16 protein-coding genes are annotated in these 23,776 nt (G+C 59.5%); 9 read left to right on the forward strand and 7 right to left on the reverse strand.

All coding sequences use genetic code 11. The features are described from left to right. Positions 1–17 precede the first annotated feature (17 nt). Entirely contained in the window at positions 18–2,531 is a 2,514-nt protein-coding gene (locus ABD837_RS21815; protein ID WP_345058841.1) for a zinc-dependent metalloprotease, read from the forward strand. A 343-nt stretch (positions 2,532–2,874) separates the two neighbouring features. Here the strand turns inward: ABD837_RS21815 and pulA are convergent, their stop codons facing one another. Beyond that, positions 2,875–4,869: a type I pullulanase gene (pulA, locus tag ABD837_RS21820; protein WP_345058843.1), complete on the reverse strand. Its 1,995-nt coding sequence runs from the start codon at positions 4,867–4,869 to the stop codon at positions 2,875–2,877. Between the two features lie 417 nt (positions 4,870–5,286). Here pulA and ABD837_RS21825 point away from each other — a divergent pair, with 417 nt between their 5' ends. From ABD837_RS21825 to ABD837_RS21835, 3 genes are all read left to right on the forward strand, one after another. Further along, the gene (locus tag ABD837_RS21825) at positions 5,287–6,363 is read left to right on the forward strand and encodes a sensor histidine kinase (RefSeq protein WP_345058845.1); all 1,077 of its coding nucleotides are present in this window, start codon (positions 5,287–5,289) and stop codon (positions 6,361–6,363) included. After that, entirely contained in the window at positions 6,360–7,103 is a 744-nt protein-coding gene (locus ABD837_RS21830; protein ID WP_345058847.1) for a LytR/AlgR family response regulator transcription factor, read from the forward strand. The genes ABD837_RS21825 and ABD837_RS21830 overlap by 4 nt, the downstream gene beginning before the upstream one ends. 669 nt (positions 7,104–7,772) lie before the next feature. After that, on the forward strand, positions 7,773–8,225 hold the full coding sequence (locus tag ABD837_RS21835) for a hypothetical protein (protein WP_345058849.1): 453 nt from the start codon (positions 7,773–7,775) through the stop codon (positions 8,223–8,225). A gap of 76 nt (positions 8,226–8,301) precedes the next feature. Here ABD837_RS21835 and ABD837_RS21840 read toward each other — a convergent pair whose 3' ends face one another. The 4 genes from ABD837_RS21840 to ABD837_RS21855 form a co-directional block, all read right to left on the reverse strand. Next, positions 8,302–8,628: a HesB/IscA family protein gene (locus ABD837_RS21840; RefSeq protein WP_345058851.1), complete on the reverse strand. Its 327-nt coding sequence runs from the start codon at positions 8,626–8,628 to the stop codon at positions 8,302–8,304. 123 nt (positions 8,629–8,751) lie between these two features. Further along, positions 8,752–9,144: a hypothetical protein gene (locus tag ABD837_RS21845; RefSeq protein WP_345058853.1), complete on the reverse strand. Its 393-nt coding sequence runs from the start codon at positions 9,142–9,144 to the stop codon at positions 8,752–8,754. A 123-nt stretch (positions 9,145–9,267) separates the two neighbouring features. Further along, entirely contained in the window at positions 9,268–9,678 is a 411-nt protein-coding gene (iscU, locus tag ABD837_RS21850; RefSeq protein WP_168673962.1) for a Fe-S cluster assembly scaffold IscU, read from the reverse strand. A gap of 101 nt (positions 9,679–9,779) precedes the next feature. Next, on the reverse strand, positions 9,780–10,994 hold the full coding sequence (locus ABD837_RS21855) for an IscS subfamily cysteine desulfurase (protein WP_425554375.1): 1,215 nt from the start codon (positions 10,992–10,994) through the stop codon (positions 9,780–9,782). 210 nt (positions 10,995–11,204) lie between these two features. On the opposite strand from ABD837_RS21855, the gene mce reads away from it, so the two are divergent. The 3 genes from mce (at position 11,205) to ABD837_RS21870 (ending at position 13,770) form a co-directional block, all read left to right on the forward strand. Next, positions 11,205–11,609: a methylmalonyl-CoA epimerase gene (gene mce, locus ABD837_RS21860; RefSeq protein WP_345058858.1), complete on the forward strand. Its 405-nt coding sequence runs from the start codon at positions 11,205–11,207 to the stop codon at positions 11,607–11,609. A gap of 78 nt (positions 11,610–11,687) precedes the next feature. Continuing rightward, positions 11,688–12,260, forward strand: coding sequence for an L-threonylcarbamoyladenylate synthase (locus ABD837_RS21865; RefSeq protein WP_345058860.1), 573 nt, complete (start codon positions 11,688–11,690; stop codon positions 12,258–12,260). Between the two features lie 70 nt (positions 12,261–12,330). Continuing rightward, a complete protein-coding gene (locus tag ABD837_RS21870) occupies positions 12,331–13,770 on the forward strand; it encodes a CCA tRNA nucleotidyltransferase (RefSeq protein WP_345058862.1) in 1,440 nt (479 codons plus the stop codon). A 93-nt stretch (positions 13,771–13,863) separates the two neighbouring features. On the opposite strand, the gene ABD837_RS21875 is transcribed toward ABD837_RS21870, so the two are convergent. Continuing rightward, positions 13,864–16,527, reverse strand: coding sequence for a PspC domain-containing protein (locus ABD837_RS21875; protein ID WP_345058864.1), 2,664 nt, complete (start codon positions 16,525–16,527; stop codon positions 13,864–13,866). 61 nt (positions 16,528–16,588) lie between these two features. Next, the gene (locus ABD837_RS21880) at positions 16,589–16,936 is read right to left on the reverse strand and encodes a PadR family transcriptional regulator (protein WP_345058866.1); all 348 of its coding nucleotides are present in this window, start codon (positions 16,934–16,936) and stop codon (positions 16,589–16,591) included. A gap of 464 nt (positions 16,937–17,400) precedes the next feature. On the opposite strand from ABD837_RS21880, the gene ABD837_RS21885 reads away from it, so the two are divergent. Together ABD837_RS21885 and porU2 are read left to right on the forward strand one after the other, a co-directional pair. Further along, complete coding sequence (locus ABD837_RS21885; RefSeq protein WP_345058868.1) at positions 17,401–18,519, forward strand: putative type IX sorting system protein PorV2; 1,119 nt, start codon at positions 17,401–17,403, stop codon at positions 18,517–18,519. A gap of 45 nt (positions 18,520–18,564) precedes the next feature. Further along, complete coding sequence (gene porU2, locus ABD837_RS21890; protein WP_345058870.1) at positions 18,565–23,775, forward strand: putative type IX secretion system sortase PorU2; 5,211 nt, start codon at positions 18,565–18,567, stop codon at positions 23,773–23,775. The last annotated feature ends 1 nt before the right edge of the window (position 23,776 follow it).

Consider the following 23,776-nt stretch of genomic DNA (forward strand, 5'->3'; position numbering starts at 1 on the left):
CGCACAGCCCACAAAGCATGAAGATTTATACGCTTCTATTGGTCGGATTAGTCGCTTCACAGCCTGTATGCTTCGGCCAGCCGGGCCAGCTGCCCGCCAAAGCCTCTGCCGCTGGCCAGCCGGCGCCTACGCTGGCGGCCTTGACCAAGGGGCTCCAGAAATTCGATGGCTACTTCCCGTTTTATTATGACTCGAAAACGGGAAAAATTCTGCTGGAAGTAAGCCGGCTGAACGAGGAGTTTCTCTACTTTGGGTCGCTCTCCAGCGGCGTGGGCAATGGTATTGAGCGGGGCCAGAGCACGTCGGCGATTGCCAAGTTTGTGCGCGTGGGTGGCAAGGTGCTGCTAATCGAGCCCAACCTCGACTACCGCGCCACATCGGGCAACGCCGACGAGCAGCGGGCCGTCGACAACGCCTTTGCTAAGTCGGTGATTTGGGGCTTTGTGCCAGTGGCCACGGAAGGCGCCAAAGTCCTGCTCGACCTGACCCCGTTTCTGGTGCGCGACAGCCAGAAAATCAGCGAGCGGCTGAGTAGCGGCGGGTTTTCCGGCCCCGGCGCCAGCTTGCTGAGCCCCAGCGCGGGCGCCCGCCCATCGGTCAGCTTCAAGTTCGACGAGTCGCGCTCAGCCGTATACTTGGAAAACACCCGCAATTTCCCTAAAAACACGGAATTTGAGGCCATGATAACCTTCACGGGCGGGGCCAGCGGTGAGGACGGCCCGTCGTTGTCGCCGGACCCGAACGCGGTGACGATGCAGATGCACCAGGCATTTATTGAGCTGCCCGACAACAAGTTTCGCCCTCGCCGATTCGACTCCCGCTCGGGCTTTTTCCCATTCAGCTACGTCGATTTTTCGGCCCCCATCAATCAGCCGCTGGCGCAGCGGTTCACGGTTCGCCATCGGCTCGAAAGGAAAGACCCCACGGCCGCCAGCAGCGAGGCCGTGAAACCCATCATCTATTACGTGGACCGCGGCGCTCCCGCGGCCATCAAAAAAGCCCTGATTGAAGGTGGCGCGTGGTGGAACCAGGCATTTGAAGCGGCCGGCTTCACCAATGCCTTTCAGGTGAAAGAGCTGCCGGAGGGGGCCGACCCCATGGACATTCGCTACAACGTGGTGAATTGGATTAACCGGTCGGGCTCGCCCCGGGCATTTTCCTACGGCAACGCCTACGTCGACCCGCGCACGGGCGAAATCATCAAGGGCGTGGTTTCATTAGGGGCCGACCGGCACCGGCAGGACTATCTTATTGCCGAGGGCCTGCTGCAGCCCTACGAGGACGGCAAGCCCGTTTCGGACCAGATGGAGCAGCTGGCGCTGGCGCGCATCCGGCAATTGTCGGCCCACGAAATCGGCCACACGCTGGGCTTGTACCACAACTTGACCGCCAGCACCAAAGAGCGGGCGTCGGTGATGGACTACCCGTTTCCGCGGTTCAGCTTGCAGCCCGACGGCCGCGTCGACTTGTCGGATGCCTACGCTACGGGCATTGGCACCTGGGACAAGCGCACCATTTTGTGGGGCTACGCCGATTTTGTAACAGGCACCGACGAAGCCAGCGCGCTCGACAACATCATGAAGGAAACCCTCCAGCAAGGCTTCCGCTTCATTCCCGACATCGGCGGCTACGTACACCCGGTGGCCAACCAGTGGGACGAAGGTGCCGACCCCGTGGCTCAGCTCACCAAGCTGATGACCGTGCGACGGCACGTACTCGATGGCTTTTCGGAGAAAGCCATTCGGCAGGGGGCGCCTATGGCCACTTTAGAGGAAGTGCTGGTGCCCATCTACCTGCTGCAGCGCTACCAGATTGAGGCGGTGGCCAAGTCAATCGGTGGCCAGTATTTCACCCACGCCGTGAAAAACGACGGCCAGATGCCCACCCAAATGGTGGAACCGGCCGTGCAGCAACAGGCCCTCGATGCGCTATTGGCCACTATCAGCCCGGCTGCATTGCAACTGCCCGAGGGCCTGATTGCCAAGATTCCGCCGCGGCCCGCGGGCTTCCCTGGTTCCGTGGAAACCTTCGCCGGCTATACCGGCCCCACGTTTGACCCCCTGGCCGCGGCCGAAGCCGCCGCCGGCCCCACCATCGCCTCCCTGCTGAATGCCGAGCGCGCCGCCCGCCTGATTGAGTACCAGGCCCGCGACAGCAAACAGCCCGGTTTCACGACGGTAGTCGACCAGTTGCTGGCCTGCACCTGGCGTGCCCGCCCCGAAACGGGTTATGCCGCCGCTTTGCAAACGGTGGTGAACAACCTCACCCTGAAATACCTGCTGCAGCTGGCGGCTGATAACAGGGCGGCGGCCAGCGTGCGCGGCCAAGCCTTGGCAGCAGTTGAGGACTTGCAAAAGTGGATGCAGGCGCAGGCTAAAAAGGCGCAGCCCGCCCAAAGAGCGAACCTGCTATTCGGCTTGTCGCAGATTAACCGCTTCAACGCCGACCCCGGTAAATTCACGCCTCCGCCGGCCGTAAGCATGCCGCCTGGTGCGCCCATTGGCATGGGAGCTCTCGACTTTCTGGACTAACCGGCGTGACTGGCATGCCGGCTTCTAAGTACTCGTTCAAAAGTAAACGAGCAAAAGCACGTCATGCAGAGCGCAGCGAAGCATCTCGCGTGCCGCAGTAAATCATTCGTTTAATGATGCGAGCGAGATGCTTCGCTGCGCTCTGCATGACGGTTAATTGTGCTTGAGTACTTAAGGGTGTGAAGAACTCGTTCTATCCTCCTGGAACGTCATCCTTCATCGAGAATGGTCATGCTGAGCTTGTCGAAGCATCTCTGCCACGTAAGTAATCCATGACGATTGCAACGAAACGGCAGAGATGCTTCGACAAGCTCAGCAAGACCGTTCTGAGGCTTCGGGACAGCTACTTTATCGGTATCAGAATTAGCGCCGAGTTGCCGGGCAGCTGCACGCCGCTGGTTACTTCCAGCACATCAAGGCCTTCCTCGTTAATCTGGTCGCCGCGCAGCACTACTTTGTAGGTGTCGCGCGGCAGCGTGAGGCTGTCGGCCGTGCGCTTGCCGTTGAAAATGACGATAATATCCTGCCAGGCATCGCCGCCGGCGTGGTCTTTCAGGCGGTAGGCGATAATGCCGGGCTTGGCGGGCAGAAACTCCAGGTGCTGCTGCACCAGCTCGGCCGTGGACAGGCGGAAGGCCGGATGATTGCGGCGAAAACGCAGCAGCTTACGGTAGAACTCGTACACGGCCACGTACTTCGCCTTACGGCCCCAGTCAAGCTGGTTCACGCTGTCGGGCTGGTTGTAGGAGTTTGAGGAGCCGCCCTTGGTGCGCAGAAACTCGTCGCCAACCGGCAAAAACGGTACGCCCTGCGAGGTGAATACGATGGTGTTGCTCAGCACATCCATCTTAATGAGTTGGGCCTCGGTGGCGGTGGGGTTCGATACGGTGAGCTTGTCCCAGAGCACCCGGTCGTCGTGGCAGGCCACGTAGTTGATGGCTTGGCTGGGCGTGTTGGCCCAGGGCGCTTTCGAATAATTGACTTTCGCGTAATCGAGCTGCGGATGTTTCGTGGCGCCCACAATGCCGAACTTCACGCTCTCCTCCAGGTCGGGCTGGCCGCTGGCGAAACCGGGCTCTGTCTGGTGCGCGTAGTGTCCTTTTACGCCGTCGCGCAGCTCGTCGCCAAACGCGGCGATGCGGTCGATTTTTAGGATGTTGGCCTTTACGGCGCGCTCGGCTTCGAGCAGGGGCGAAGGGCCGGCCGTCCAACCCTCGCCATACACAAAAATGCTGTGGTCCTGCAGGTCGAGGGCCACCCGCACGGCGCGCATGGTTTCCAGGTCGAGCACACCCATCAAATCGAAGCGGAAGCCATCGGCGTGGTATTCGCGGGCCCAGTACGCCACCGATTCCACGATGAGCTTGCGCACCATGGGCCGCTCCGATGCTATTTCGTTGCCGCAGGCGGTGGCGTTGCTCAGCTTGCCGTCGGCGTTGTGGCGGAAGTAGTAGCCCGGCACCAGCTGCTCGAAGTTGCTGCGGCCGGCGTCGGCCACGTGGTTGTACACCACGTCGAGCACCACGCGCAGGCCCGCGCCGTGCAGGTTCTCCACCAGCTGCTTGAACTCGCGGATGCGGGCTGCCGGGTTGGCTGCGTCGGTTGAGTAAGAGCCTTCGGGCACCGAGTAGTTCAACGGGTCGTAGCCCCAGTTGTAGCGGTTGGCGCGGGCGGGCGCGGTTTCGTCGATGCTGGCGAAGTCGTTGGTGGGCAGCAGGTGTACGTGCGTCAGGCCCAGCTCCACGAGGTGGTCGAGTCCGGTACTCACATTGTCGGGCCCGTGCGTGCTGGTTTGGGCGGCCCCCAGAAACTTGCCCTTGTGCCGCACGCCCGACTGCGGGTGCATGGTGAGGTCGCGCACGTGCACTTCGCCAATCACGATGTCGGTGGTCTGTTTCAGGGCGGGGCGCAGGTCGGCGTCCCAGCCCGGTGGCTGCGCAATGGCCGGGTTGAATACGGCCCCGCGCAGGCCGTTTATACCCACCGCGTGGGCATAGGGGTCGGCCACTTCGGCCATTTTCTTGCCCCCAATAGTTGCTTGCACCGTGTAGAAACCGGCAATGCCAGCGGGCAGCGTGTAGGTCCAGGTGCCTTCCTGGGCTTTGGCCATGGCATAGTCGACCACGGCTGTGCCGCCGGTGCCGGCCGCGTACAGCTTCAGGTGCAGGGCCTCGGCGGTGGGGGCCCACACGCGCAGGGTGGCCTGGGTGCCACGCCAGGTCAGGCCCAGGTCGGGGCCGTGGTACACAGGGTAGCTGCCGAAATCGGGCAGAGGCAAAGCGGCCGGAGCCATAACAGGCGATAGCAACACGAGCAGCAGCGGTAGCAGACGAATCATAATTACAAAGGTCGGAACGAAAGGTAAACGAACGAGCGGACTTGTTAACGAAGTGCACCGCAGCAACCTGAGGTTAGCTCACTGAATTTGTTCTCCTGAGGCAGAAAGCCCTGAAATGTAGTGCTGTAATGCCTTGGTAATGGAATCTGGTTCCGCTGGTGGTAGCCCGAAGGAGTATCAAGCAAGAAAAACGATGTAATCAGGGAATTATCACATCTCCGGATTGATGGCAAGGTGGGGCACGCTCACCGGGGTTGTCCTGCACTGTGCTTGCTCCGACAAGCATTTGTGCAACGATGCGCCCGCTTCCAACCGATAGAACCCGGCCTGCCGTCGATACAATGTCCCGCGCGGTCGGTTTCAGCAGCCGTTGCACGCGCGCCCGGACTATGTTTGTTTTGAAATCCACACTCGTTCATGCCAGACCTTACGCCCCGTCGCTACCTCACCCCGCTGATTCATGTGTTGGTGTGGGGCTTATTCGGGCTGACTTTCCTGTTATTCCAGCCGCTCACCGGGCGGCTCACCATGCCTAACCAGTTCTGGCTGAAGCAGGGGTTGATGTTCGTGGTGTGGGTGGCCACGTTCTACCTCACCGCCAGGGTCACCGTGCCTCGCCTGCTGTTTCAGGGGCGCACCGGCTGGTTTGTGCTGGCTCTGGTAATAACTACGGTAGCTGTACTGTTTTTTAGCAAGTTTCTGGAGTCGGTGCTCGACCTACCCACGCTGATGGACAAGGCCTTTATGGCGGCCGCCGGTCGGCCCCGGCTGCCCCGCACCGGCCTGCGCATCGATACCATGGGCCTGCTCACCACCATGTTTGTCCTGGGCATCAGCACCAGCATTACGGTGGTGCAGAAGTGGCAGCACGATGCCCAGATACGCCAGACCCTCGAGCAGCAACGCGTTAGCTCCGAGCTTTCCGTCCTCAAGGCCCAGATTAACCCGCATTTCTTCTTCAACACCCTCAACAACATCTACGCCCTCACGCTGCTCGACGGCGAGCAGGCGCGCGAAGCCATCCACCGCCTCTCGCGCATGATGCGCTACGTGCTCTACGACACCGCCGGCGGCCTCACCCTGCTCAGCCAGGAAATTGCATTTGTGCAGGACTACATCACCCTCATGCAGCTGCGCCTCGACGAACGGGTGACCGTGACGTTCGAAAAGCCCGAGCCTATTCACGACGTGCCGGTGGCCCCCATGTTGCTGCTGCCCTTCCTCGAAAACGCCTTCAAGCACGGCGTGGCGGCCACCCAGAGCAGCAGCATTTTCGTGGCCCTGCGCCAGCCTTCGGCCAAGGTGCTGGAACTGGAAGTGCGCAACTCGCTGCTGCCGTCGCCCTCAACCGACCTGGCCGGCAGCAACGGCATCGGGCTGGCCAACACCCGCCGCCGCCTCGATTTACTATATCCCGGCCGGTTTACCCTGGTGGTCGAGCCCAACACCTCGGCCCAAGAATTCCGCGTCCACCTCACCCTGCACATCGTATGAGCACCCTGCCGCCCCTCCGCACCATTGCCGTCGATGATGAGCCCCTAGCCCTGGGCTTGGTAGGCTCCTTTGTTCAGAAAACGCCATTTCTGGAGCTGGTTGGCAAATTCGGTAGTGCCGTGGAGGCCCTAAAATACCTGCACGAACACCCGGGTTCGGTCGATTTGGCCTTCCTCGATATTCAAATGCAGGAGCTCAACGGCCTGGAGCTGGCCCGCGTGCTCGGCCCAACCGGCCCGCGCGTCATCTTCACCACCGCCTTCCCGCAGTACGCCCTCGACGGCTACCGTGTCGATGCCCTCGACTACCTCGTCAAGCCTTTCAACTACGAAGAGTTTCTGCGCGCTGCCGGCAAGGCCCGCGCCTACGCCGAGCTGGTGGCGGCCCCTGCCACTGCACCCGCTGCTGCGGCCGACGACGAAGAATACCTCTTCCTGAAAGCCGAATACCAGCTGGTGCGCGTGGCCCTGAGCGACGTTCTCTACGTCGAAGGCCTGAAGGACTACGTGAAAGTGCACCTCAAAAGCACGCCCCGCGCCTTGCTTTCCCTCATGAGTCTCAAGGCCATGGAGGAGAAACTACCGGCCCGCCGCTTTATGCGCATCCACCGCTCGTTCATCGTGGCACTCGATAAAATCGAAGCCGTGCGCCGCCTCACCGTGCAAATTGGGGCCGTCACCATCCCCGTCGGCGACCAGTACAAAGAAGCCTTCCTGCAGTTTCTTAGCCGCTGGAGCTGAGGTAATTGCCAACTACAGCGGCATCCTACGCATTCGGCCCATGCCTTTGTGAAACGTCGGTAGCGCACAACCGCACTGGCCTGCTTTACCTGCGGCGCGACCTGGCCACCTGTGCCCGGGCCGTGCACAATACCTTCACCAACCACGCCGCTACTCAGGCCCGGGTAGCAGCGGCCCGCCTCGATTGTTAGCGCTATGCGCACCAGGGCCAATGTGCCCTCACCGAAGACGTGATTTGTGCCGTGTGCGCCGAAGCCATTCCAGTGGCCCGCAACCGTCGGCCGGCTATGGCGCTGGGTGCCGCTTTTGCGCAGTAGTCGGCAGCAGGCATAATCCTGGGTTCAGTCGATATACTTCAGGGTTTGGTAGAGCCGGCAATAAGTAGGGGTGGTGCCTTAATTATCTTTCCAATAAGCAGCGTTTCAGACCGCCCCGCGCAGGAAAAGCTGCTGTCGCAGCAACTACCCCGCACCATCGGATTGCGGCTCCCAATTATTTATTCTGTGGCCTTTGCAACGGGATGTTACAATTTTAAGTCCTGTCATTCCTGCGCGATACGGCCACCCTTCCAGTGGTTTTGCAGCCACTGGCCTCCGTTTCGCAACGGAATGACAGGCACTACTTTTTTATGCCTGCCCCTTGTGGGCAGTGCTTCCAGACCCTTCGGCAATGGCTTCTCTGCGCGCTCTGCAACTGCCCCTTACTCCGGAACCCAATTTCCTGCAGCTGCGCTATCGGTCCGACCTGCGCACCCTGGCCGCCCGTTGGCAGCGCCCCGTTAGCCCCGCCGAATTTCGCCAGGGCTACACTGCGATGTTGGCTGCTGCCGAAGAAGCGGAATGCTGGTGCTGGCTGGTCGACCTGCGCAGTCGCACCGCGCCCGGCCCCGCCGAGATAAGCTGGCTGGTCAGCGAGTTTCTGCCGCGCCTGCCCGCTCAATTGGGTAGCAGCGTTTACCTGGGCATGCTGTTGCCGCCGCACTTTCCCACGCCGGTCGACTTGCCGTATTCCATCGCAGCACCCAGTGCCGATGGCGTCGGGCTTGTCGTGCGCGATTTCAGCGATGAGGGAGAGCTGATGCAGTGGCTTTCGCACTGCCAGCGCAACCGCATCTATTCCTGACGCTCCGCCATTTGCTCACAAAAAAGTCCCCGCGCAACCTGCACGGGGACTTTTACTTTATTCGAATTGCCGGTTTTTACACCGAGAAGCTCTCGCCGCAGCCGCACTCACGCGAGGCATTGGGGTTGTTGAACTGGAAACCTTTGCCGTTGAGGCCGTCGGAGAAGTCCAATTCGGTGCCGGCCAGATAGAGAAAGCTTTTCATGTCAACTACCACGCGTACTCCCTTGTCCTCAAATTCCTGGTCCATGGGGCGCACTTCGTTGTCGAAATCCAGCTTGTAGCTCAGGCCCGAGCAGCCACCACCCGCCACCGAGGCGCGCAGACGATAGGTTTCATCAAGATTTGCATCCTGAATCAGGCGTGCTACTTTCTCTTTAGCTTTATCTGATACGGTAATCATGGCGGTAGGAGCGGGGTCGCTTGGGCTTTGAAGCAAGCCGAATAGGCCCGCAATTTAGACAGATTATAAACAAGCAGGCGAATTTCTTTGTTCGCTCGCCTGCCAAATAATTCATTTCGACGCTTACGAGCTCGGATTCAGCACCACGCTGAACACGGTAATCGTATTCAAATCGCGGCCGAAATAGAGTTTGTCCAGCGCTTCATATACGTTATGAGCTCGGAAATAAGACGTTTGCAACTCCCGGTCGCCGCGGGCGCGCCATTGCAGTGTGTAGGAGCTTTCGTTGTCGCGGTAGCTGCGTACGTAGGCCAGCATCTTTTCCAAACACTCCACTTTATCGCGGCCCGATTCGTAGCGAAACAGGAAGCTTTGCTGGTGGCGCGGGTTCACCGTAATCAGGTCGAGCCGGGTCAACCCTTCCAACTCCCGAAACTCGAATTGCAGTTGCGCGGGCTCCAGGCCTAGGTACTGCCGAATCTCGCGCTCAAGCCGGGCAATGTCAAATTCGTCCATTCGGTAAACGGGTTAAAAAACGTCATCCTGAGCGCAGCGAAGGACCTTATCGTCAACGAACGAAAACCGTTCTGACATGATAAGGTCCTTCGCTGCGCTCAGGATGACAAACGTGAGGCTAAACTAGTGGTGCGACAGCTCCAGTGCGGGCAGGCCGTTCTTCACGCGGTAGTCCGAGATGGCCGACTTGATGGCATCCTCCGCCAATACCGAGCAGTGAATTTTCACGGGCGGCAGGGCCAGTTCTTCCACAATCTCCATGTTGTCGATGGCCAAGGCCTCGTCGATAGATTTGCCCTTCAGCCACTCCGTTGCGAGCGACGACGAGGCAATGGCCGAGCCGCAGCCGAACGTCTTGAATTTGGCGTCGGTGATGGTGTTAGTGGCTTCGTCCACCTCAATCTGCAGGCGCATCACGTCGCCACACTCAGGGGCACCCACGAGGCCGGTGCCCACGTTCTTTTTGCTTTTGTCCAGCGTGCCCACGTTGCGGGGGTTGCTGTAGTGGTCAATTACCTTATCGGAGTAAGCCATGTCGCTTCGCTTTAATTATGAATTAAGAATGAGGAATGAAGAATTATTAAATGAGTGTCTGAAGTCAATTCTTCATTCCTCATTCTTAATTCCTCATTTTACTAATGTTCAGCCCACTCGATTTTGCTCAAATCGATGCCTTCCTGGAACATCTCCCATAGGGGCGACATTTCGCGGAGCTTGGTTACGGCCTCTTTTACGTGGCCGATGGCGTAGTCGATTTGCTCGTCGGTGGTGAAGCGGCTCAGGCCGAAGCGCAGGCTACTGTGAGCCAAGTCGTCGCTCAGGCCCAGGGCCTTGAGCACGTAGCTGGGCTCCAGCGAGGCTGAGGTGCAAGCCGAGCCCGACGATACGGCTAGGTCCTTCACGCCCATCATCAGGCCTTCGCCTTCCACGTACTTGAAGCTGATGTTGGTAACGTGCGGCAGGCGGTGCTCCACCGAGCCGTTCACGTAGGTTTCCTCCATCGTCATCAATTCTTTTTCGAGACGGTCGCGCATCACGCTCAGGCGAGCGGTGTCAGCGTCCATTTCGAGGCGGGCCAGCTCGCAGGCTTTGCCCAAACCCACGATGCCGGGTACGTTGAGGGTGCCCGAGCGCATGCCGCGCTCGTGGCCGCCACCGTCCATCTGGGCTGTCACTTTCACCCGGGGGTTCTTGCGACGTACGTACAGGGCACCAACGCCCTTCGGACCGTACATTTTGTGGGCCGTGAAGGCCATGATGTCGATGCCATCGGCCAGCACGTCGACCGGGATCTTACCCACGGCCTGAGTGCCGTCCGTCATGAACAGGGCGCCGTGGCTGTGGGCAATTTTGGCGATTTCGCGGATGGGATTGATGGTGCCCGTCTCGTTGTTACCGTACATGATGGTCACGAGAATGGTCTCGGGCGTCATGGCGGCTTCGAGGTCGGTGAGGCTGATAAGGCCCTTTTCATCGACGGGCAGGTAGGTTACCTTGCCGCCGAGCTTCTCAATGTGCTTGCAGGTATCGAGCACTGCTTTGTGCTCGGTGGTGCAGGTGATGACGTGATTGCCTTTCTGGCTATACATCTCGAACACCCCTTTGATACCCAGGTTGTCCGACTCGGTAGCGCCCGAAGTGAAGATGATTTCCTTCGAGTCGCAGTTGATGAGCTTCGAAATCTGCTCGCGGGCGTAGTCAACGCCTTCTTCAGCAGCCCAACCGAAGGGGTGGTTGCGGGAAGCCGCGTTGCCGAATACATCGGTCAGGTAGGGCATCATGGCCTCCAGCACGCGCGGGTCGAGCGGCGTGGTGGCGTTGTTGTCGAGGTAAATGGGGAGCTTCAGCATTGCGCGCAGCAGTATGACAAAAAGTATAAACCAGTGAATGACTGGCTGGCCCTTAGAACACAGTTCGGGGGCAATCAGTTTTCTTTGGTCCTACAAAAGTAGACACAATCTAAATAAGGAAATGCGCCGACTTCCGGCAACGCTGCAAAATGAGCGGTGAATCCTGCTTTTTGGGCTGGCTCGCGGCTTTCGTCCTGATAATTCGCTCCTATGATTACCAACCTCGAACACCTCGGCCTGGCCGTCAACGACCTTGAAGCCGCCACCGCGCTCTACACCACATTGCTCGGCGCGGCACCATATAAAAAGGAGCATGTGGCCAGCGAGTCCGTGGATACCGTTTTCTTTCAGGTCGGCGGCTCGAAGATTGAGTTGCTGGCTGGCACGTCGCCGGATAGCGCCATCACGAAATTCCTGGCCAAAAAGCCGGAGGGCATTCACCACGTAGCTTTTGAAGTCGACGACATCCGGGCCGAGATGGCGCGGCTGAAAGGGGAGGGCTTCGTGCTCTTACATGAGGAACCCAAACGCGGGGCCGATAACAAGCTGGTGTGCTTCGTGCACCCGAAAAGCGCGGCCGGCGTATTGGTGGAACTCTGCCAAACCATCAAGTAGTGCGGCCTTTTAGTACGCGCAGGACTTAGCTACCATTTACACTGTTTCACTCGCGGACTGAAAGTCCGCGCTACTACTATGAACCGTTTCCAACAAGAAGTAGAAGCTGCTGTTGATGCCCTGCTGCTTCAGCAAGTTATTCTGTACCCGACCGATACCGTGTGGGGCCTGGGTTGCGATGCCGAAGCGCCGCCCGCCGTGCAGCAACTCTACAAGCTGAAGGGGCGCGAGGCTGGCAAACCCAGCATCGTGCTGGTTGCCGATTTGGCCATGATGAAGCGCTACGCCGCCGAAGTGCCAGCGGAACTGGAGGCCATGCTGGCCGCCGATACGCGCCCCACTACCTATATCCTGCCCGCCGGCCGGGCCGTGGCCAAGGAGTTGGTGGCACCCGATGGCACCGTGGGCCTGCGCGTGGCAAAGGACGAGTTTTGCTTTAAAGTGGTGCGTCGGCTGGGCCACGGCCTTGTATCGACTTCGGCCAACAAAGCCGGCGAGGCCACACCAGCGGTTTATTCCGAGGTTGATGCGGCTATTATGCGCGGCGCTGACCACGTGGTGAACTGGCGGCAGGACGACGATACCCGAACGGCGCCATCGCGGGTAGTGCGGCTGGGTGCGGGTGGGAAATTGGAAGTGGTACGGGAGTAAGTAGTGCTCCATTCGCAATGACAGGCGGCACGGGTAGCACGTTCTGACGCCAGCGCCGAACTTTGCGCCCATGAATACGCCCCGCCTGCCCGAATTGCCCATTTTCCAAACCATCGCCGAAGCGGCAGCCGAACTGGGCCAGCCGGCGTACGTTATCGGCGGCTACGTGCGCGATTTGGCGCTGGGGCGTGAAAGCAAGGATATCGATGTGGTGACGGTAGGCGATGGCATTGCGCTGGCGCAGGCCGTGGGCAACAAGCTGCCAGGTCGGGGCCGCGTGCAGGTGTTCAAGAACTTCGGCACTGCCATGTTGCCGACCAAGGAGGCCGGTGATATTGAATTTGTAGGAGCCCGTAAGGAGAGCTACCGCTCCGAAAGCCGCAAGCCGGAGGTGCAGGCCGGCACGCTGGAGGAGGACCTGGCCCGTCGTGACTTCACCATCAACGCTCTAGGCTTGAGCTTGAACCCCGAAAACTTCGGGGAGCTAGTAGACCGCTACGAGGGCATGAAGGACCTGGCTGGCAAAACCATCCGCACACCGCTGGGGCCGGACGTGACGTTCTCCGACGACCCGTTGCGCATGATGCGTGCCGTGCGCTTTGCCTCGCAGCTGAACTTTGATATCGAGCCCGATACGTTCGACGCCATTATCCGGAATAAGGACCGGATTAAAATTGTGTCGCAGGAGCGCATCACCGTCGAGCTGAATAAGATTATTGAGTCGCCCACGCCGAGCTACGGGTTCAAATTACTGTTTCAGACGGGGCTGCTGCAGCTCATCTTCCCGAAGATGGCGCTGCTGCACGGCGTGGAAAAAGTGGGCCAGCATGCCCACAAGGACAATTTCTACCACACGCTGCAGGTGCTGGATAACGTGGCCGCTGCCGGGGGCGACTTGTGGCTGCGCTGGGCCGCCGTGCTGCACGACATCGCCAAGCCGGCCACCAAGCGCTACTTCCCCAAAGTGGGCTGGACGTTCCATGGCCACGAGGACAAGGGCGCACGCTGGGTGCCGGGCATCTTCACGGACCTGAAATTGCCGCTGGGCGAGGAGATGCGCATGGTGCAGAAACTGGTGAAGCTACACCTGCGCCCCATCGCGCTGGTGAAGGAAACCGTGACCGACTCGGCCGTGCGCCGCCTGCTGTTCGAGGCCGGCGATGACATTGACCGGCTGATGCTGCTGTGCCGGGCCGACATCACGAGCAAAGACCACACCCGCAAGGAGCGGTACCTGCGCAACTTCACGGAGGTAGAGGAAAAGCTGAAGGAAGTGGAGGAAAAGGACCACCTGCGCAGCTTCCGCCCGGTTATCACCGGCGAAATCATCATGGAAACCTTTGGGCTGAAGCCGTCGCGGGCCGTGGGCGAGCTGAAGGAGGCCGTGATGGAAGCCATTCTCGACGGTATTATCAAAAACGAAATGGAGCCAGCCCTGGCCTTCCTGTTGCAGCAGGGGGCGGCCAAAGGACTGGCTCCGGAAGGAGGCTTCGTTCACTCACCAAACTAAGCCTGGCTTCTTTTTTTCTTTTTCGGGGGATAGATGCTTCTATACGATGAAGGTTGCCCGCGAAGTTGCTTTTCGAAACAGAATTTCGGCGAACTACAAACGTTTGATGCTGGACGGCCCCGTGGCATCGACTTTCACGCTGGCGGGCTGCCCGCTGTAAGCTATTTCGCTGGCACCCACGGCATCACCCTTCAGGCTTTCGGTTACGTTGAGGCGGGCTTTGCACATGCCGGCAATGGTGACTTTGCTGTCGCGGGTTTTGAGGTTGGCGGCGGCAAACTCGCAGGCCCCGGCAGCGTCGAGGTCGAGCTGGTCGGCCTGGCCGGAGGCAGTGGTGCGGCAGGCCCCGGCCTGTTCCAGGCGCAGGGTGCCGTAGCTCCCATTCAGGCGCAGGTGGCTGGCGCCGGCCTGCTCGATGCGGAGGTTGTCCTTGCGGTCGAAGCCCCCGAGGTCGCCTTGTACGGCCCCGGCCAGCGAGAGGTACTCAATGGCCGGCATCTCGATGCGAACGAGGATTTTGCGGTTTCCGCGGCCCCAGTCGCCGCCGAAGAATTTGGTGTTGCGGGGCTTCACAATCAGCTCGTTGCCGTTGCGCTCCACGCGCAGGTCGTTGAGGGCCTGCTCTTCACCGCCAGCTTCCACTTTGAAGCTGCTGCCCTGGCGGACCACTACCCGGTAGTTGCCGGCCACCGTCACGTGGGTGAAGCCGGTTTCCTCGAAGGTGCGGCGGCCGCTGCCGTAGCTGTTCAGGTCGGTGTCGAAGCTGGGGGCGCCGCCGTAGTTAAGGGTCGTCCCGACGTGGTTGCCGCTGTCGTCATCGTTGTCATCGTTGTCATCGGCGCTGTCGTCATCATCCTCGCTGTCGATGTTGATGTTCACGTTTGAGTCGTCATCGTTGTCGTCCTCATCGCGGCCCAGCTGCTCGGGAGTGCAGTCAATGCATTCCAGCTTGTTGCCGCGCAGGCGATAGCGGTGCTGCTCAGGGTCCTGGGGGCGGCGGTTGCCCACAAAGTCGTCTTCATCAAGTAGGTCGTAAGCAAAGCTTCGACTGATGCGAAAGGTGCGGTCGCGGGGCAGGCGCAGGGTGAGGGCCAGTTCCTGCTTGCGGTAGGCCGAATTGGGCAGGAAGGAGAAATGGTCGTCGAAAACCAGCGAGGAGTCGCCACTGGGGCGCACTGTGTAGTCGATGGTGGTGAGGGCCGTGCGGCGGGCTACTTCTTCGCTGGGCCCATTGGCGCCCAAGGTGCGCAGTACTTCCACCGCTTTGCCGCTGTCGGAGGCAGCCAAACGCAGGTCGACGTGCTGCTCCCACTGGCGGTCAACGCGGCGGGCATCGAACATGAGTACCGGCGTGGTTAGCTTGGGAAACTGCTCCAGCTGCTCTACCTGGGTTTTGTACTGAAACTGGCGGCTTTGCTGGGCTATACCGGCAACAACCCCAACAATGCTCAGCAGCCACAAGCCCAGCAGCGACAGGCCCACGGTGCGGGTGAGGAAGGTGTAGCGGAACAGCAGGTTTAAGCCACCCAGCAACAGCCACAGGGCCGGAATACCAGCAGCCAGAGCGCCGGACAGAATTACCCAGCTGGGTACGCCGTGCAGCAGCACATGGGCCGGAGCATCGCCCATCACAATGTTCTGCGAAGCAGGCAGCAGGCCAATGCCCGCACCCAGCGCAATGGCCACTCCCAGCAGCAAGCTAAAGCCCACCAGGGTAAGCAGCACACCCGCTACCACCCGAACGGCCGAGCCCACAAAATCAACGGCCGGGCGCAGGTTGCGGGCGGCATCTTCCACGAAGGCGCCCACGGGGCGGTTGGTGGTGGCGGGGCCGTCGGCCACATCGTAGTTGCGGGCGCTGCTGTCGAAGCTTTCCAGCGTCATCGCGTCGCCGCGCATACGGAGCTTGTCCGAGACCGTTTTGGCCTCGGGCAATACTATCCAGAGAATAATGTAGAGCAGGAAGGTGAAGCCCCCGGCGAACAGGCCGGCCAGCAAAATCACCCGCACCAACGTCACATCGATGCTGAAGTAAGCGGCCAGACCTGCGCCCACGCCGGCTACTTTGCCCGTGCCGGTATCGCGAAACAAGCGGCGGCCAGCCAGCGGGCCTGTGCTCAGCAAGGCTTCGGGATGAGCTGGCGCATCGTAGCGCTTGGGCAGCAAAATCCAGAGCACGATGTAGGCCAGTACTATCCAGCCGCCGAATTCGACGCGCATGTTGTGGTGCGACCAAATGTTGATGGCGGGTGAAAAGATGGTGCCGAACACAAAAGCCAGGCGTATCCACAGCGGGTTGACCATGAAATACTGGGCAATGCCAGCGGCTACCCCAGAAACCTTGCGGTTGGCCATGTCGCGGTATAAGCGCTTGGTTTCGCCGGGAGCGGCAGTTGCGGCGGCAGTAGCAGTAGTGTAAGCGTTGGCCCCGGGGCGGGCGTAGCTGGCCGAGGCAGCGGCTTCTTCGGCCGTTACTTCGTCGTCCTCGTCGGCTTCAGGAGCGAAGTCGCTCACCCGGCCCATTTTAGCCATCATGGCATTCACGTCATCGAGGGTGATGACCTGCTGCATGGGCGAAAGGCGGGCCGAGAACAGCTCGGCAATGCGGCCTTCGATGTCGGACACAATGTCGGCGTGGCCGCGGTAGTTGGCGAAGTGGGCCTTCACCTCGGCCAAGTAGCGACTAAGGACGTCGAAGCCATCTTCCTCAATGTGGAAGATGAGGCCCTGTAAATTGATGCTGATGTTCTTTTTCATGTGAAAGAGGGCCGAACGGGCCGATTGAATGCTGGTGAGTGAAGCAGAAAAAGAGGCAGAATTAGCGACTGTCGCCGGGCGGCCGGCTGTGGCGGATGATGCCGACCGAGGCGGCCATTTCCTCCCAGGTGTCGCGCAGTTCCTCCAGGAACTTGCGGCCATCGTCGGTGAGGGTGTAGTATTTGCGGGGCGGGCCGCTGGTGCTTTCTTTCCAGACGTAGTCCAGCAGGGCGGCATTCTTGAGGCGGGTGAGCAGTGGGTAGAGGGTGCCCTCCACCACAATCATGCGGGCCGAAGTCAGTTCCTCCAACATGTCGGAGGCGTAGGCTTCGCCGCGGGCGATGATTTCCAGGATGCAGAACTCAAGGATTCCCTTGCGCATCTGAACCTGGGTGTTCTCGAGTTTCATGGGCGAGTAGGTTGACTAGTGGGTGACGAACAGTACAAATGTATGGTAGGTACTTTGTAACGCAAGGTACTGGCTATTGAAATGAGCCTCTTTGTCGAAAATATTTCTTTATCCGTTGATAATGAGGAAGAAAATTTTCATGCTGTCTGGCGGCAACCACCAATTTCAGCGGATTGAACCGATTTGCGCGCTTACTGAAAAGGGCCAGCATCACCCCGTTCAGCTGACAAAGAGGCGTTGCACAAAGGAGATGGCTCGAAGCCAGAACCGGTTCGGGGGTGCAGTTACCGGCATGGCAAGGGTCTCGGACGAGAGCCTTAGTGCCGGCCACGCAGGCAGCAGTGCGCAAAAGTTCGTGCGGCTAAGCTGGGCGCTAAGCGAGCTGGCCCGAAATTGGCGGGGCCGCACGCACTAACTTGAAGTAACTTGCGTTCCGACCGCGCCAACCCGTGTTCGCCTTCTCTATGTCCCAACTCTCCTCTGCCGCCCGTGGGCTGCTGATTGCCGGTGCTTGTGGCGCCATGGCCCTGCCGGCCGCCGCCCAATCGTCCAAAACCCCCAAATACAGCAACGAATTTCTCAACCTCGGTGTGGGCGCGCGCGCGCTGGGCATGGGTAAAGTGCAGGTGAGCCTGGCCACCGATGCCACCGCTGGCTATTGGAACCCCGCTGGCCTAGTGAACCAGACCCACAAATACGACGGTGTGCTGATGCACTCGGAACTGTTTTCGGGCATTGTGAAAAACGACTACGCGGCCTTCTCCATGCCGCTCGACGAGAAAAGCGCCATTGGAGCGAGCCTGCTGCGCCTGGGCGTCGATAACATTGCCGACACGCGCGCCCTGGTAAACGAGTACGGCTACGTCGACTACAGCAAGATTGAATATTTCTCGGTGGCCGACTACGCGCTGCTGCTCTCGTATTCGCGTAAGCTGGGCATTGAAGGCCTGAGCGTGGGTGGCAACGGCAAGTTCATCTACCGCAACATCGGCAAGTTTGCCCAGGGCTACGGTTTTGGCGTGGATGCCGGCGTGCAGTACAACTGCAAGGGCTGGAACCTGGGCCTGATGGCCCGCGACATCACCACCACCTTCAACGCCTGGACCATCAACGGCGACGAATATGTGAAGGGGGTGCTGAATAGCGACCAGGCTAACCTGAAAGATGAGGTGCCAAAAAACAGCACCGAAATCACGCTGCCGCGCTTTGTGCTGGGAGTAGGCCGGCGTTTCGAGTTGCCCAAGCAGTTCTCGGCCTTAGTGGCCGCCGACTTCGAAGCTACCACCGACGGCCAGCGCGGCACCCCCATCTCGACCAAGGGCGTGAGCATAAACCCCAGCGCCGGCGTAGAAATCGGCTACCGCAACTTGGTGTTTTTGCGCGGCGGGGCTGGCAACTACCAGCAAATCAGCAGCGTTGTAGACCTAAGCAAGCAATGGAAAGGCCAGTACAGCCTCGGGGCGGGCGTAGCCGTAAGCGGCCTGCGCGTGGACCTGGCCCTCTCACGCCTGGCCGTAGAAAAACTTGGCAGCACTTCCCAAACCAACTCGCTGATTGTTTCGCTGGGCTACGGCTTTAAATAAGCCGGCCTACATCAATTTCAATATAATCAGGATTTTAGAGACGATATGAACAATATTACCAATTATGCTTTTTTTCGCCGCTGCTGGTTGCTGCTGGTTTCGTGCCTACTGGCTGGTAGTGTGGCGCAGGCCCAGTCGGGGCCAGTGGGCAACGAATGGATTGTGCCGGGCCAACGCTACTTCAAGGTGAAGGTGCTGAAGGATGGTATTTATAAACTCGATTATCAATACTTAACCAAAGCCGGCATCACGGGCGTGGCCCCGAGCCAGTTGCAGGTGTGGCGGCGCGGCCGCGAGGTGGCCGTGTACGGCGGTGGCAACCAGGCTACGCTCGATGCTACTACTTATGTTGAATTCTACGGGCAGCGCAACGATGGCCGGCTCGACGGCGAGCTGTATAAGACTCCTGCTGAGCAGGCACACCAGTACTACAACTTTTACACCGACACTTCGGCTTACTTCATCACCTGGAGTTCTAGCCGTGGCGGCCGGCGCATGCAACAGCCTGTGGCTGCCCCAGGCACCGCGCACCCGCACCGCATCTTTAACGTTCTGAGCCTACGTACCGAGGTGTATTATGATATATCAATATCCAGATTCAATTTTTTGCCGTGGGTAGAAGCGAATGAAGGCTACTTTTCCGGTGATATCAACCTGACCGCCGATTCGCTGGTGCGCAATGTGGCCAGTACCGGGCCAGTTCCCCGGGTAGAAGTGCTGGTGATGGGGGGAACCATGTTCCCTCATCGCACGCAGGTATCGGTGCGGACCCCGGCCGGAACGTTGCGCCAGTTGGGCATTATCAATTTTACGGGCGTACGTCGGGCCAAGCAGTCCTTTCCCATCCTGCGTTCTGATATTGGTCCCAACGGCGCGGTCACGATTCAAGTGCGCCCGGTAGACCTGAACGACCCGACCGATAAGATTCAAATTGCTTATTCCCGGGTAATTGTGCCCCAGGTTAACCGTTGGTATCCTAATCGTAATAATTTTTTCCAAAACGACTCCCTGCTGGCTGGCCCTGCTACCTACGAGTTAGATTCGATTCCGGCAACTGTAGCGGGCTTTGATGTGCATGACCCCTTTAACGTGCAGCGTGTGCCGGGCACGGCGTTAAGTACAGGCTTCCAGCGTAGGCAATACGTGTTTGCGGGAGCTACCTCAGCGGCTACGCACAACTTGCTGCTCGCCGACGAAGCACGCCTGGCGGTGCCCCTGTTGCCCGCTCGGGAAGTGAAATTTCGGACGATTAATCCGGCTACCCCCACCTTCATCATTATTACCCACCCTAAGTTGATGCGCCCCGACGCAGCATCTGGCATCGTGAATGCTGCTAAGGACTACGCCATTTATCGAAAATCGGCAGCGGGTGGCAATTACGATACCCTAATGGTAACTGCCCCCCAGCTCTACGACCAGTTCACTTATGGCGACCGGTCGTGGCTGGCTCTGCGGCATTTCAGCCGCTGGATGGCTGCCGCTACTCCTGCGACCACTACTCCCCGCTATTTGCTGCTGCTGGGCAAGGGCTTGGTGCCTAGCGAGCGGCCTGCTGCGGCAAATGTCGGCGTTACGCTGGGTAGCGTTGTTTATACGAGTACAACTACCCGAGCCCTGGGCGAGGTTGGCCTTGATTTGGTGCCCACCAACGGGCGGGCTGAATCGGATAATATGTTGACGGCGGACTTTGCCAACGACGACTTCGTGGCAAAGCTGCACGTGGGCCGCTTGACCGCAACCACCCCTCGGCAGATAAAAATCTATCTGGATAAGGTGCGCACGCACGATGCCCTGGGCCCCGAGAGTTGGCGCAAGAACATGTTGCACCTGGTGGGTGGAGAGGACGCCGTGGAGAGTGCTGGCTTTAAAGCGGTGCTGGATAGAATCGGCGACCGGGTAAGGCGGCCTTTCCTGGGCGGCCGGGTGGTGCAAACGGAGGTGAGAACTACGACGCTGGTTAGCTCGGTCGATATTTCGCCCTACCTGAACCCGGGGTTGTCCATGATTACCTATTTTGGGCACGGCTCGAATAACACTTTTAAGCTCGATTTTGGCAAACCCTCCACCGCCCCTAGCTATAATAACCCGGGCCGTTACCCGGTCTTGTTTCTGAACGGCTGCGCTGGCAACTTCACGGGGGTATCCACACTCACCGTGGTAGAAGATTACTTGTTCGCGGAGAACAAAGGAGCCATCGGCTCGCTCGGCGAGTCGGGCTTCGGTTTTCCATTACCACTTGAGATAACCGCCGATACGCTTACCAAGCTATTGTTCAACGACAAAAACTGGTATGGCAAGCCAATTACAGTTGTGCATGACGAAATGGTACGCCGGCTTCAGCACCAGCCCCTTTTCCGCAACGACATCGGCATCGAACAGATGCTGTGCACCACCTGGCAGGGCGACCCCACCATTGCTCTCTTCTCGCCACCACTGCCCGACTTCGTGGCCAGTGCAGCCACACTCTCTATCAAGCCCTCAGCCGGCCAAGGACCTGTTAAGGCGGCATCGTCTTCTTTTATCCTCAATGTAGGCGTAAGCAACCCGGGAAAAGTCACCTACGACTCGCTTGAAATCCGAGTGACGCGCACCCTTGGGGCGGTGTCGAAAACCTATCCGTTCACGGTGCGGCAGGCCTGGCGGCCGGACACTACCTACGCGCTGACTATCCCAAACGAGTTTTTGGGCCAGGGCGGCTCCAGCACCTTTAAGGTAGAGCTTGACTACAACAAGAAGATTGCCGAGTCGAACGAAAACAACAACACTGCCCAAATCGATTTCACCTTCCTGACTGGTGGTCTTTCGGTGCTGAACCCCACCGAATTTGCCATTGCCTCCACGGCTACGCCCCGTTTGACGGTGCAGTCGAACAACCCGGCCGAGACCTCGCGGGTGTACGAGTTTGAGCTGGATACCGACCCTAACTTCGCCTCGGCCCCGCCCCTAAAAAAGACGACTACCGTAACGGCCGGCGTGCTGGCCGAGTGGCTGCCCACGCTGCCGACTACTGTGGCCAGCCGCGATAGCGTGGTGTGGTTTTGGCGTGCCCGGTTTCAGACGCCCGCCGCCGGCGAGGACGGCAACTGGGTAACCTCGTCGTTCCGGGTGATACCCAACAGCCCTTCGGGTTGGTCGCAGAGCCACGCGGCTCAGTTCAGGCGCGATGCCCTGACGGGCGTAGAAGTGACGGGCCCTCCCACGAGCTGGGCCTTTACGCCCGTGCGGGTGCCGCTGGTGTTGCGCACCGTAGGAGGCGGAGCTCCGCGCACAGCCCCGCAGTTTGCTGGCTTGCTGGGTGGCGGTATCTACCTGCAATCGGCGGGAGTGCCAACGGTGAGCAATTGCGGCGTGCAGTCGCCGAACCTTTTGATTGCAGTGTACGATGCCGCATCGTTGCGCCCGCTGGTGATGCCAGCTGCTTACCAGCGCTGTGGGCAGAATGGCAACTATTCTTACTTTTTCTCAACAAGTGCTACTACCTCCGTCGACACCCTAGACAACCTCAACTACAGCGCCACGCGCCAGCAGCAGCTTGATGCTTTCCTGACGGCTATTCCGAACAATGCCTACGTGGCCGTGATTTCGACCAACCGCCTGCGCTACTCACTGTTGCCGGCTGCGCTGAAAAACCGGTTGAAGACCCTGCTAGGCTCGCAACTGATTACTTCCCTGGCCGACGGCGAACCCCTGGCCCTGGTGGGCCAGAAGCTAACGGCTGCTTCCGGCCGCCTGCTACACGAAAAAGGCCCCGACCGCACATTGGCGACGCTAGCCTATAACCAGCGCATTGAGCTTGCCGATACCTTGCTGCGTCCTGGTACATCCGGGCGCATTGTCTCGACGCAAATTGGGCCTTCTCAGCAGTGGAACAACCTTTATGCCTCCATTGTAAAGCCCAATGCCAGCAGCCAGTACACGTTAAAAGTGGTGGGCATAACGGCCACTGGAACCGAAGCCACAGTGCTGGCGAATGTGCCGGTAGTGGCCACTGGTAATTTGATAAACCACTCACAGCCGCTAGCCGGCATCGTTTCCGCTGCCACCTATCCGTACCTGCGCCTGGAATTGACGCTGTCGGACACGGCCCATATGGCCCCGCAATTGCGGCAGTGGCTGGTTACTTCGCGCGGCCTGCCCGAGGGCGTGGTGCAGCGCGATGCCGTACCCGCCAGCACGTATGCCGCCGCCACGTTGCTACAGCAAGCTACCAGCGGCAAAGGTATTGTTAGCTTCCCGGTGAAGTTTAAGAACGTATCGACTGAAACGTTCAATGGGCCGCTAAATACCCGGGTGCAGGTGCGCGACCTCAGTAACAACAGCATCCGGTTTACGGCTCCGCTCATCAGCTCGCCTGCCCCATTGCCGGGCGAAACGGCAACCATCAGCGCCAGTGTCGACATGAAAGGCCTATTTGGCCGCTTTGCCATTGAAGTAGTAGTGAACCCGCGCCTCCAAAACCCTGGACTGCAGCCCGAGCAGAACTACGCGAACAACGAATTGATTTTGCCAGAGTTCACTATTATCAACAACAACGTACCGCCCACACTCGATGTAGCGGTCGACGGTCGCCACATCCTTAACGGCGAACTGGTGTCATCGATGCCAGTTATTGTTGTGCAGCTAAACGACGAAGACCCGCTGGTGTATGTACGCGACCGCAATGCATTTACCCTCACGCTGCAACGGCCCGGCCAGAGCAACCCGGTACTTGTGCCCCTCACCGGAGCCGATATCAGCTTCACGGTCGACTCGACCAGCGGTAGCCGCGCCCGCCTCACTTTCGAGCCCGGTAAAAACGGGCCGCTGCCCGACGGCAAATACACGTTGCGCGTGCAGGGCCGTGACCCTAATAATGCTGCTGCTGCTGCCCAGGAAGTTCAGCTCATGTTTGAAGTGGTGAACGCCGCCACCATCACCAACGTGTACCCGTACCCTAACCCGGTCATTAGTAAAGCCCGCTTTGTGTTCACGGTAACCGGTCAGGAGCTGCCGCGCAACATGAAAATTCAGATTATGAGCCTCACGGGCCGCGTAGTGCGCGAGATTTTCATGAGTGAGCTCGGCCCGTTGCATATCGGCAACAACATTACCGACTATGCCTGGGACGGTACCGACAGCTACGGCGACCGCCTGGCCAATGGCACCTACCTCTACCGGGTGGCCTACGACGATAGCAACGTCTCCTTTTCACGCCGCGAGACGGCCGGCGACAAAGCCTTCAAAAACGATTGGGGCAAGCTGGTGCTCATGCGCTAGT

Origin of the sequence: Hymenobacter glaciei, assembly GCF_039539585.1 — a bacterium.
In the GTDB taxonomy this organism is placed as follows: Bacteria; Bacteroidota; Bacteroidia; order Cytophagales; family Hymenobacteraceae; genus Hymenobacter; species Hymenobacter glaciei.